Annotated in this window: 9 protein-coding genes; 7 read left to right on the top strand and 2 right to left on the bottom strand. The window is 66.8% G+C overall.

Translation table 11 applies throughout. The annotated features are described in order from the left end of the window. The gene (locus tag AC1DIX_RS20705) at positions 1 to 276 is read right to left on the bottom strand and encodes a hypothetical protein (protein ID WP_477327003.1); all 276 of its coding nucleotides are present in this window, start codon (positions 274 to 276) and stop codon (positions 1 to 3) included. Positions 277 to 768: 492 nt separating this feature from the next. Between AC1DIX_RS20705 and AC1DIX_RS20700 the strand changes: the two genes are divergently transcribed. After that, positions 769 to 2,844, top strand: coding sequence for a serine/threonine protein kinase (locus AC1DIX_RS20700; RefSeq protein WP_477327001.1), 2,076 nt, complete (start codon positions 769 to 771; stop codon positions 2,842 to 2,844). 16 nt (positions 2,845 to 2,860) lie between these two features. Here the strand turns inward: AC1DIX_RS20700 and AC1DIX_RS20695 are convergent, their stop codons facing one another. Further along, positions 2,861 to 3,982: a formylglycine-generating enzyme family protein gene (locus AC1DIX_RS20695; RefSeq protein WP_477326999.1), complete on the bottom strand. Its 1,122-nt coding sequence runs from the start codon at positions 3,980 to 3,982 to the stop codon at positions 2,861 to 2,863. Between the two features lie 116 nt (positions 3,983 to 4,098). Here AC1DIX_RS20695 and AC1DIX_RS20690 point away from each other — a divergent pair, with 116 nt between their 5' ends. From AC1DIX_RS20690 to AC1DIX_RS20665, 6 genes are read left to right on the top strand one after another with little or no spacing between them, the layout of a single operon-like run. Beyond that, entirely contained in the window at positions 4,099 to 4,527 is a 429-nt protein-coding gene (locus AC1DIX_RS20690; protein WP_477254060.1) for a DUF4399 domain-containing protein, read from the top strand. Between the two features lie 24 nt (positions 4,528 to 4,551). Next, positions 4,552 to 4,974 carry a DUF4399 domain-containing protein gene (locus AC1DIX_RS20685; protein ID WP_477326997.1) on the top strand — a complete coding sequence of 141 codons (423 nt, stop codon included), beginning with the start codon at positions 4,552 to 4,554 and terminating at the stop codon, positions 4,972 to 4,974. Positions 4,975 to 4,983: 9 nt separating this feature from the next. Next, entirely contained in the window at positions 4,984 to 6,918 is a 1,935-nt protein-coding gene (locus tag AC1DIX_RS20680) for an HD domain-containing phosphohydrolase (RefSeq protein ID WP_477326995.1), read from the top strand. A gap of 3 nt (positions 6,919 to 6,921) precedes the next feature. Further along, complete coding sequence (locus AC1DIX_RS20675; protein ID WP_477326993.1) at positions 6,922 to 8,352, top strand: efflux transporter outer membrane subunit; 1,431 nt, start codon at positions 6,922 to 6,924, stop codon at positions 8,350 to 8,352. Between the two features lie 15 nt (positions 8,353 to 8,367). After that, entirely contained in the window at positions 8,368 to 9,936 is a 1,569-nt protein-coding gene (locus AC1DIX_RS20670; protein WP_477326991.1) for an FHA domain-containing protein, read from the top strand. Continuing rightward, entirely contained in the window at positions 9,872 to 11,257 is a 1,386-nt protein-coding gene (locus AC1DIX_RS20665) for a beta-barrel domain-containing protein (RefSeq protein WP_477326989.1), read from the top strand. The genes AC1DIX_RS20670 and AC1DIX_RS20665 overlap by 65 nt, the downstream gene beginning before the upstream one ends. Positions 11,258 to 11,262 lie beyond the last annotated feature (5 nt).

Here is an 11,262-nt window from a genome sequence, read left to right as displayed (position 1 = left end):
TCAGCCGACGATCTTGTTCTGGCCGTTCTGGTGGACCTTGCTGTCCACGCTGACGCCGCCCAGGAAGGCCGAGTCGTTGGCGGTGGCCGTCATCACGTTCTGCATCTGGCCCAGGTTCTGTGCGGCGTTGATCGACGAGTCGTAGCTCGGTGCGTAGGTGATGTCGCCGGTCTTGWMCGACGGCGAGAACATGCTCCAGCCGCCGCGCACGGTGCGCATGGCTGCGCGGTCCAGTTGTTCGGTACGGTCCAGGTCTTTGATGGTCAGGGTTTTCATGGCAATGCTCCTCGAYGATGGAATGATGGGATGGGATAAAAGGGATCAGCGGCGCACGATGGTGTTCTGGCCGTTTTGCGAGACGTCGTTGTCGACGTGCACGCCGTCGACGAAGGCCGAGCCGTTGGCGGTGGCGGTCATCACGTTCTGGACCTGGCCCAGGGTTTGGGCGGCGTTGATCGACGAGTTGGACGTCGGCGCATAAGTGATGTCGCCGAAGGAGTACGAGGGCGATGCGAACTTGAAGCCGCGCTTCGTTCGAGCGTCACCAACTCAAACGCAAGCCATTGAAATTAAATGAGTTTTTGTTTTTATTCTCAGCCGTTCACGGCATCGGAGGAAGCGGCCGCAGGCATCGCCGGTGATGGCCCGGACCCAACACTTTTATGGGCCTGTTCGGCGCGAACCCACATCCCGGCGTGCGACAGGGCTTGATCATCCGGGCTTTCATGCTAGTCTCAATAAACGCCCCGGGATCTAACAAACACAACCATGGATAGCCTCGCTCACGCGATCCGGCAACTGCAGTCCGGCACCTTGCCGCGTGCCGAATTCTTTGCCGAGGTCGATCGCGTGCTCGAGAGTGCGCCCGAGAGCGTGGGCCGCCTGCTCGAGGTCCTGAGCGAAGAGCATGCGCGCAAGCCGCTGCCGGGCGATGTCTATACGGAAATCCAGCACCGCATCGAGCGCCTGATCGTCGCGCGCCAGCACAAGGGGGGCGACGACACCTTTGTCCAGACCCGGCCCGGCGCGTACACCATGCGCGACCCTCTACCGCCCTCGCGCGAATACGACAGCGATGTCGATCCCGAGCCCGAACGCATGAAAGGCGTCGGCGATACGCTGAACAACCGCTTCGTGCTGGAGGAGTGCATCGGCTTCGGTGGAATGGGAACCGTGTACAAGGCGCTCGACCTTCGCAAGCTGGAGGCATCGGATCGCAAGCCCTATATCGCCATCAAGGTATTGAACGTCCAGTTCCGTGGCCACCCGAAGTCCCTGATCGCCCTGCAGCGCGAGGCACGCAAGGCACAGGCGCTGGCGCATCCGAACATCGTGTCGGTCTACGATTTCGACCGCGACGGTCCGATGGTCTACCTGACCATGGAATACCTGAAGGGCAAGGCCCTCAGCCAGGTGCTGCGTGCGCCGGGCTTCGCCGGCATGCCATACGCGGACGTGCTGCGCATCGTGACTGGCATGGGCAATGCGCTGGCCTACGCGCACGGGCGCGGCTTTGTCCATTGCGACTTCAAGCCCGGCAATGTGTTCCTGACCGAGTCGGGCAACGTCAAGGTCATCGATTTCGGGATCGCGCGCGTGTTCCAGAAAACCGAAGAGGATGTCGATGTCACGGTATTCGATCCCGGCAGCCTGGGCGCCCTCACGCCGGCCTACGCGAGTCCCGAGATGCTGGAGCACCTCGACCCCGATCCGCGCGACGATATCTATGCGCTGGCCTGCATCGCCTACGAGTTGCTGACGGGCCACCACCCGTTCAACGGCGTCTCCGCCCTGCAGGCGCGCGGCGCCGGCATGAAACCGCAGCGGCCGGCCGGATTGGCGCGCGGACCCTGGCATGCACTGAAGTGCGGCCTGGCCCTGGAGCGCAATACGCGCACACCCACGGTCGAGCGCTTCCTGCACGATTTCGGCACCGGCGCATCGGTACAGCGTTACGGCCTGGCGGCCGGGGTGGCGGCGGGCATCCTTGCGATCGCCGCGCTGGGCGCAGTCGGCTGGCACTACCTGGGCGCGAAGCCACGCACGCAGGCGACTGCCGCGGCACCGCCGCCGGCGACGGCCCAGGAACAGGCTGCGCCGCCCGCGGCCCTACCCGCGCCGACGCCAGCCGCACCCGCACCGACGCCTGTACCTGCGCCGACGGCAGCCGCGATTGCCTCGACGCTGGGGAAGATCCCCTGCGCGGCACTGGTGGGCGCCGTCGATGGCCATGCGGTGACGGTACATGGCTACCTGTCGACACCGCCGGGGCAGGCCGGCTTGAAGGACGAGCTTGCCGCGGTGCCGGGCGTATCGAGCGTGAATCTCGACGTCAGGCTGGTGGACCAGGCCAGGTGTGGCGTGATCTCGACGCTCGGACCATACTGGTCGGCCTATCGCCAGGCCGGCGGCGGCGCCGCCATCCGTCTTGCCGGTGCCGGGCACGGGCCGGATGCCGTGCTAACCGAAGGCGATTCGCTGATGGTCGACGTGACCACCCCGGCGGCCGAGTCCTTCATCACGGTCGACTATTATTCGCTCGATGGCAGCGTCACCCACCTGCTGCCGAATGTGCGCGCGCATGACAACCGGGCGCCGCCGAACTACACGGCGACGGTCGGCAGCCTGGGTGAATGGGGGATCGGCAAGCCCTTCGGCGCGGAACTGGTGGTACTGGTGACGACGCCGACGGTGCTGTTCGATGCGCCCCGGCCCGTGTCCGAGCCCGCCGCCGCCTACCTGGCCGATGCCGCCAGGCGCCTGGAGCAGATCCGGGCGCACAGCGGCGCCGGCAAGATCGCGGTCGAGTTCCTGCCGATCCATACCCGTCCGCGCAAGCCCTAGCCGTGCAGGCCGCGCATCATTTGAGGCTGCGCGCAACCCGGAAGCCGTTCTGCGAATGACGCACGCTGGCGTCGTACTTGAAGCGCGTGGAGGTGACCATGTACGAGGCGCCTTCGCGCCACGATCCGCCACGGATGACGCGTACGCGGCAATCCGGTTCGTCCCAGGCGCGGGCGTTGGCCGGGGCGCCCTTGTAGTTGTTGTGCCAGCAGTCGGCGACCCACTCCCACACGCCGCCGCTGGTGTCGTACAGTCCATAGGGGTTGGCAGCGAAACTGCCGACATTCGCCGGCGCATCCTCGGTCCATGGCTTTCCACATTCCTTGCAATTGGCCTTGCCTTGCGCCATTTGCTCACCCCACCAGTAGCGGGTCGTGGTGCCGCCGCGGGCAGCGAATTCCCATTCCGCCTCGGTGGGCAGGCGATAAGGCTTGCCGCTGATGGCGCCGAGCCACTTGACGTACTGCTGGGCATCGTCCCAGCTGACATCGCGCATCGGTGCGTTCGGGCTTGCGCCGACCGGCACGGCGATCTTCGGGCAAGCGCCGGCGGCGGCGCAGGCACTCCATTGCTGTACCGAGACTTCATAGCGTCCGATCGCGAACGGCGCATCGATGGTGACCTGGTGCGCCGGTTTTTCGCTGGGGTCGCTCGTGTTGTTCCCCATGGAGAAGGTGCCGCCGGGCAGGGACACGAGCACGGGACAGGCTGCGCAATCCTTGATCTCGGTGCCGGATGCGGCGGCACCGGCGGCGGGGGCGGCGGCAGGTGCCGCCGGCACGGCCTTGGCGGGCGGCGGCCGTACGGCCGTGTCCGGCGCCTTGGCGGGCGCCTGTTTCGGACTCGGCGGAGGCGAGGCGGATCCCGCCACATGCGCCTGCGCCGCGCGCAGGGTGGCGATCCGCGCCTGCGCGAGCGCCACGAACTTCCCTTTCGGATAGGCCTTCAGATAGGCCTCGTAATCGCTGATCTGGTTGCTGTCCTTGACCGAGTTCCAGAACGCCAGTTCGAACTGCTCGGCGCTGTTCTTGGGAACGACACCTGCGAGCTGGATCCGCGGCAAATGGTCTTGGGCAGCAGCATTGCATGCCCAGGCCAGCCCGGCCAGTACGCAAACCTTCCAGGGTGTTTGCCACATGAGCGCGCTCCGTTGGCCTGTGTTCGACAGAAGTACCTTGCGATCTGACCCAGAGTGTGCCAGATTTAGAAGTATTGACGCGCACCTCAGTCAGCCCTTTTCGGGAGCTATCGATCATGCGCTTTCCTTTGGTATTTCCTTTATTGCTGGCGGCGACCCTGCATGCCGGCACCACCGCTGCCGCCACCCCGACTCCCGCTCCGGAAAATGCCCAGGTGTATTTCATCTGGCCGCACGACGGCACGGTCATCAACGGCGGCAAGTTCTGGGTGCGCATGGGCCTGCGTAACATGGGTGTCGCACCCAAGGGAACCGCGGTGACGCACACCGGCCACCATCACCTGCTGATCGATACCGACCTGCCGCCGATGACGGAACCGATCCCGAACGATCGCAACCACCTGCATTTCGGCGCCGGCGAAACCGAAGCCCGTGTCGAGCTGCCGCCCGGGACGCATACCTTGCAATTGCTGCTGGGCGACAAGGACCACATCCCGCACGCACCGCCCATCATGTCCAAGAAGATCACCATCACCGTGCGATAGCTGCCGAAGCCGCTGGAGACCACCATGCGCAACCTGTTCCCCGTCGCCGTCGCCGTGGCGGCCATCCTGGCCAGCGCGCCGGCCGGTTCGACCGACGCGCCGAGCAATGCCTACTGCTACATCGGCTGGCCGTCCGATGGCGCGGTGCTCCCGGCCGGCAAGCCTTTCCGCGTATGGTTCGGGCTGCGCAACATGGGCGTCGCGCCGAAGGGCGTGGCGTTCAAGAACACCGGGCACCATCACCTGCTGGTCGATGCCGATCCGCCGGCGGCCGGGCAGCAGATCCCGTCGGACCGCAACCACCTGCATTTCGGCGCGGGCGAGACCGAGACGATGCTCGAACTGCCGCCGGGGAAGCATACGCTGCAACTGGTGATGGGCGACGAAAACCACATGGTCCACACGCCGCCGGTGGTCTCCAAAAAGATCACGATCACGGTCAGATGAAGCAGTCACATGGAACCGAACACGCCATTTTCCGCATCGAGCGGCCCGGTCCGGGCTTACCTGGAATGGATGGGAGCGGAGCCCGGCAAGCCGGCCGTGTTCCCGCTGCATGAGGAGGCGGTGGTCGGGCGCAACCCGCAGGATGCGCTGGCCTCCGACAGGTACGTCTGCATCCCCGAACAGACGGTCAGCCGGCGGCATGCGCGCATCCGGCGCCGCGGCGCCAGTTATTTCGTCGAGGATCTGCATTCGCGCAACGGTACCTTCGTGTCCGGCGAGCGCCTCGCGCCCGGCGCCTGGCGCGTGCTGGCCGAAGGCGACGAACTGGCGCTGGCGTCCGCCCACCTCGTGTTCCACTCCCTGCTGCTGCCCGAGCGCGGCGCCGCATCCGCGGTGATCACGCGTTCGGTGGACGCCACGCAGTTCGCGCCCGTGGTGGATACCAGCAGCGCCGGCCGCGGCGATCTCGAGAACACGGTGCACCGGCTGCATGCGATGGCCCAGGTCGGTATCGCCCTGGGTGTCGTCACCGACCAGGACACGCTGATCGAAAAGCTGATGAATTTCATCTTCGACCTGTTCCCGCTGGCCGAGCGCGCCTTCATCATGCTGCGCGGCAGCGAACGCGACCCGCCGCAGCCGGTCGCCGCGCGCCGCCGCGGCGGGATCGTGGAAGATCCCGCCCAGATAAGGATCTCGCGTACCATCGTCGACGAAGTGCTGGGCCGCAAGCGGGCGATCCTGTCCGTCGATACGCTCGCGGACCGCCACTATGGCGCGCACGAGTCGATCATTGCCCAGGCGATCCTGAGCGTGATGTGTGCGCCGCTGATCCTGGGTGACGAAGTCCTCGGCCTGATCCAGGTCGACACCTCGTCCGATCCGCATGCGTTCCAGGAAGCCGACCTGGAGATCCTCAGCGGCGTCTGCGCGGAGACCGCGGTTACCCTGAAAAACTTCCAGCTGTATTCCGATATCAAGGGCCTGCTCGACGGCTTCGTGTGCGCGTCGGTACAGGCGATCGAGGAGCGCGATCCGGTCACGGCCGGGCATTCGTTCCGGGTCGCCGGCTACGCCGAAAACCTGGCCGTGGCGCTGGAGCATGCCAACGATCCGGAACTGCGCGGCGCCGCTTTCACGCCGGCCCAGCTGCGCGAGATCCGCTATGCCGCGCTCCTGCACGATTTCGGCAAGGTCGGGGTGCGCGAACACGTGCTGCGCAAGGAAAAGAAACTGCACCACGCCGACATGCGCCTGCTGGAACAGCGCTTCCGTTATGCCCGCGCCTGCCTCGAACGCCATGCCTGGCGCAGCCTGACGGAGCGGCAGCTGAGCGGCGAACTGGGCGCGGCCGACCTGCGCCGCGAGCGCGAGCGCATCGTGGCGCAGCTGGCCGAGGAGGACGAGCGCCTCGACGAGTTCCTCGCGCTGATCATACGGGCCAACGAACCATCGGTCTCGCACTCAACGGTGCCGGAGGGGCTGGGTGCGATCCGCGACCATGTGTGCGCGGGCACCGGCGATCCGTCCTTCCGTCTGCTCGACGACGCGGAATTCGCCGCGCTCAGCATCGGCAAGGGTTGCCTCACCCCGGATGAGCGGCGGCAGATCGAAGCCCACGTGGCCGACTCGTATTCCTTCCTGATCCTGATTCCCTGGACGCGCGAGCTGGCAGGCGTGCCGGCGATCGCCCATGGCCACCACGAAAAGCTCGACGGAACCGGCTATCCGATGGGGCTGCGCGGTGCGGAGATCAGCCTGCAGACGCGCATCCTGACGATCAGCGACATCTACGACGCGCTGACGGCACGCGATCGGCCGTACAAGCAGGCGGTTCCGGCCGAGCGTGCGCTCGACCTGATCGACGAAGAGTGCCGCGCGGGCCACCTGGACGGACGCCTGTTCAAGGTATTCGTCGACTCGAAGGCATGGCAGACGAGGTGAGCCATGAGGACGCTATTGCCCTGCAACAGGATCCACCCGGTAGCGGCCGCCACGGCCGGCATCGCGGCCGTGCTCCTGTGTGGTTGCGCCGACGTCAGCATGAAGCCCTACCAGCGCCCGGACAGCCCGGCCAAGACGGCCTGGGCAAGTGGCCGGGCCCTGCCGGTGGCACCGGCGGCAATGATCGAACAGGACTGGTGGAAGGGCTTCCGCGACCCGGACCTGGACCGGCTGGTCGAGCGCGCGGTGCGCGACAACGTCGATCTCAAGATCCTGGCGGCGCGCACCAGGGTCGCCGGCGCGCAGATCGACGAGGCGCGGGCCGGGGCCCTGCCCACGCTGGACGCCGGCGCCGGTGCCAGCTTCGAAAAGAGTACCGGCCAGAAGTTCACCAAGCAGTACAGTCTCGGCACGCAGGTCAACTGGGACGTCGACATCTGGGGCAAGGTGGCCAAGGGGGCCGATGCGCAGACCGCGGAATTCCGCGCCACCGAGGCCGACTGGCGCGCGGGCTACCTGACGCTGGCATCGGAGGTGGCGACGACGTATTTCCAGATCCTGCAGTTCGACGAACAGCTGGCCCAGCAGGGCAGGACCCTGGAAAAGAACAGGCAGATCCTGGCGACCTACGAAGCGATGCAGCAGCAGGGCCTGCTGCCGCTGACGCGCGTGCTGCAGCAGCGCGCGGAGATCAACCGCCTGAACAATGACTTGATCGAGCTCGGCCGCCTGCGCGCGCTGTCCGGTAATGCGCTGGCAACCCTGCTCGGCGTACCGGCCGGGAACTTCAGCCTGCCCACCGGCTCGCTGCAGGAGCGGGTGCATCTGCCCGCCGTACCCGAGGGCCTGCCGTCGGAACTGCTCAAGCGCCGTCCCGACATCGTGGCTGCCGAATACCGCGTGCTCGAATCCTACGACCTGGTCGGCCAGGCCAAGCTGGCCCAGCTGCCGTCCATCAGCCTGACCGGCCGTGGCGGCACGTCCAGCTTCGCGCTCGGCTCGCTGCTCAAGTCGTTTACCTTTGGCCTGCTCCCGAGCATCAATTTCCCGATCTTCGACCCCGCCGTCAAGGCGCACCTGAAAACGAGCCAGGCCAACAACGAGGTGGCCGAGCAGCAGTACCGGAAGGTCGTAATGGACGCGTTCGAGGAAGTCGAGAACGCCCTCGTCAATCTCGATGCGCACCGGCGCCAGCGGGACGAGCTGCAGCAGCAGGCGGAACGCCTGGGCATCGTCGCCGCGCAGGTGGAAGCCCAGTTGAAAGAGGGCGTGGTATCGCAGCTGGATGTGTTCGAAGCCGAGCGCTCCCTGCTGGGGGCGCAGCTGGCACTGCTGGCCAATCACCAGCAGATCCTGTCCGACACCGTGACCCTGTACAAGGCGCTGGGCGGCGGCTGGCCGGCGGTGGATGTGCGCAGTGCGGCGCGCAACTGAACGGGGCCCAAGGCCATGATGCCCGATCTCACGATCGCCGCTGCCCGCTCCGCGACGGGAACGGCGGTGCGGATCGTGCTCGAACCTGTTTCGCATCCGGAGCTGGCGCCGATCCGGATCCACGACAGCCTGTTCGCGATCGGCCGCGCGGAAGCGCCGTTCGATGCCTATCCGCCCGAGCTCGCCTCCGAACTGTCGCGCCGCCATGCCCGCCTCTTTTGCGAACACGACACGGTCTACCTTGCGGATCTCGGCAGCACGAACGGCACCAGCGTCAACGGCGTGCCGGTCAGGACGGCGATCGCCACCCTGCACAGCGGCGACGTGCTGGGACTCGGCAAGGTGCTGAAGTTCCGCGTATGCCTGGAGCAGGGGCCGGCGGCATCGCCACGCGCGCGCCTGGCCAGCCTGACCCTGGCGCCCGGCCATGATGATTCGGCGCTGCAGACCATCGTCGTCACGGAGTTTCCTTTCCTGATCGGCAAGGCGGAAGATACCTTCGCGCGCTACCGCGACAGCGAGCCGGCGCAGGTGAATTATCTGTCGCGCCGCCATGCGCACATTTTCCTCAAGGGCGGGGAACCCTTCATCGAAGACCTGGGCAGCACCAACGGCACTTTCGTCAACGCCAGCCGCATCGAGGAACAGGCGGTGCCGCTGCACGAAGGCGATACGCTCGCGTTCGGCGGCCGGCACTTCGTCTATCGCGTCTCCATGCAATGGGATGCATCCCTGCCCGACGCAGCGCCCACGCGCATCGGCGTGACCCAGGTGCCCGTGGCGGCGGATGCGGACCGGACGACTTTCGTCGAGGCTGCGGATTCCTTCCTGGACATCTTCTGCGTCGAGCCCGCTCCCGTGCAGGATGAGCGGGCCGCCGCCGCTGCGGCGGACGGTCCGGCGCCCGACCCTCGGCCCGCCGGTCGTGGCCGGCTGAGGGCGATGGCGGCCCAGGTGCCGGTAAGGTGGCGCATTGCCGCGCTGGCGCCGGTCGTCCTGCTCGGATGGATGCTGGTGCGTGGCGGCGGTGCCGAAAGCGAGACCGCTGAGCTGCTGGCCGGCGGCAATTACGTACGGGCGGCGGCCGTCGCCGCGGCGGCGCTGGACGAGGATCCGGACAACGCCCGCCTGCGCGCACTCGACACCGAAGCCCAGATCAAGGCCGGATTGCCGCCGTGGATGGCGGCGATCGACAAAGGCCAGTTCCAGCGCGCGACGGCCCAGCTTGCCGACATGCGCCGGCATGGCCGCCGCAATCCCGAGCTCTTACCGCTGTTGGCGGAGCTCGACTGGATCGGCCAGCTGCGCGCTTTCACGGCGGCGCGGGGCGGCGCCCAGGCGCCGGTACGCGACGAGGCGGATGCGGCGCGGATCCGCCAGTTCCTCAGGCAGTGGGAAGACCAGGGCGACGCCCACCAGCGCGCCTTTGCGCTCATGTCCGCCCACGTGCCTGCATACCGTGACGCCTATGCCGCCGCGCTCAGCGATATCCGCAAGCTCGCATTGCAGGAGGCCAACCATGAAGCTGCCAAGCCTGAAGCCGAAGCCGATGGCGCCGCTGAGCCAGGCGCTCGAGGACCATAGCGCCGAAGGCATCGGCATCCTCACCGCGGTGCCGTGGCGCTTCACGCAGGCCCTGGTCTACGCCATGGTCGCGCTGGTGTTGACGGCGCTGGTCTGGTCCTTCTTCGGCCATGCCGACGTCCTGGTGACGGCCGGGGGCGCGCTCGGGCCCGCGTCCGAGGTGCGGCGCCTGTATGCGCCCATCGATGGAGAACTGAGCAATATCTACATCGCCGAGGGCCAGCCGGTGAACAAGGGCGACGTCGTCGCGCGGCTGTACGCACGCGGCGCCATCGAGGCCGCGAAGAATGCGCTGGAAGCGCGTTTGAAGCTCGAGGACGCTGAACGCGACTGGAAGGAGTTTCCTGAAAAGAAAGCGCTGATGGAACACCGTGTCGCCGCCCTGAAGGAGGCCGTCGCGGTCGAAGAACGCCAGCACCAGCAGCGCCTCGCCCAGGGCACCAGCAGGCTGTCGCAGGGCCAGGCTGCCCAGCAGCAGGAAGCACGCGCCAACCTCGACGAGGCCCGGCGTGCGCGCGATGCGGCGAAGGACGAAGCCGACAAGTACGCGCGCCTGTTCGCGATGCCGGGCGGCGGCGGCGTGTCGCAGTTGCAGGTCGAAAGCAAGAAAAACGCCTTGCTGGCGGCCGATAATGCGGTGCGCGTGGCGCAGTCGCGCATTGCCGAGCTGGGCGCGAGGCAAGGCGTCGAAGCGACCCAGGCGCGCTCGGAGCTCGAAACGAGCGGCCAGGAATTGTCCAAGCTGCGCCTGCAACTGGAAGCGGCGGAGCGCGAGATGGACAATGCCGAGGACAAGATGCGCCTGCAGGTGCAGACGGCACGCCTGGTGGCCGACGCCGCCGCCCGCATCAAGTTCGAGAATATCGACAAGGAGAACTTCCTGCTCATCGTCGCGCCTGTCGACGGCGTGATCACCGACGTCACCTCGACCCAGCCCGGCGACAAGATCCAGGCCAATTCTCCACTGGGCGGCATCGCGCCGAAGAATGCAAGGCCGATCCTGAAGGTCGAAATCGCCGAGCACGACCGCGGCTTCCTGCGCGAAGGGCTGCCGGTGCAATTGAAATTCAATGCGTTTCCCTACCAGCGCTATGGCCTGATCCACGGGACCCTGCAATTCATCGCCCCGGCGACCAAGCCTTCCCAGCAGAGCAAACAGCCGGTCTACGAAGGCCGGGTGGCGCTGGACCAGGATCACTACACCGTGGGCGACACAGTCTATCCCTTGCGCTACGGGATGACGGCCGTGGCCGAGATCGTCGTGCGCGAGCGCAGGCTGATCGACCTGGCGCTCGATCCCTTCCGCAATATCGGCGGCTAGTGCTG

It is taken from the genome of Massilia sp. 05N420, assembly GCF_056397205.1.
This window is presented reverse-complemented; position numbering and strand designations above follow the sequence as displayed.

Coding starts and splice junctions, on each gene's coding strand:
- AC1DIX_RS20700 (WP_477327001.1), top strand. CDS start 769: ATGGATAGCCTCGCTCACGCGATCCGGCAACTGCAGTCCGGCACCTTG.
- AC1DIX_RS20695 (WP_477326999.1), bottom strand. CDS start 3,982: ATGTGGCAAACACCCTGGAAGGTTTGCGTACTGGCCGGGCTGGCCTGG.
- AC1DIX_RS20690 (WP_477254060.1), top strand. CDS start 4,099: ATGCGCTTTCCTTTGGTATTTCCTTTATTGCTGGCGGCGACCCTGCAT.
- AC1DIX_RS20685 (WP_477326997.1), top strand. CDS start 4,552: ATGCGCAACCTGTTCCCCGTCGCCGTCGCCGTGGCGGCCATCCTGGCC.
- AC1DIX_RS20680 (WP_477326995.1), top strand. CDS start 4,984: ATGGAACCGAACACGCCATTTTCCGCATCGAGCGGCCCGGTCCGGGCT.
- AC1DIX_RS20675 (WP_477326993.1), top strand. CDS start 6,922: ATGAGGACGCTATTGCCCTGCAACAGGATCCACCCGGTAGCGGCCGCC.
- AC1DIX_RS20670 (WP_477326991.1), top strand. CDS start 8,368: ATGATGCCCGATCTCACGATCGCCGCTGCCCGCTCCGCGACGGGAACG.
- AC1DIX_RS20665 (WP_477326989.1), top strand. CDS start 9,872: ATGAAGCTGCCAAGCCTGAAGCCGAAGCCGATGGCGCCGCTGAGCCAG.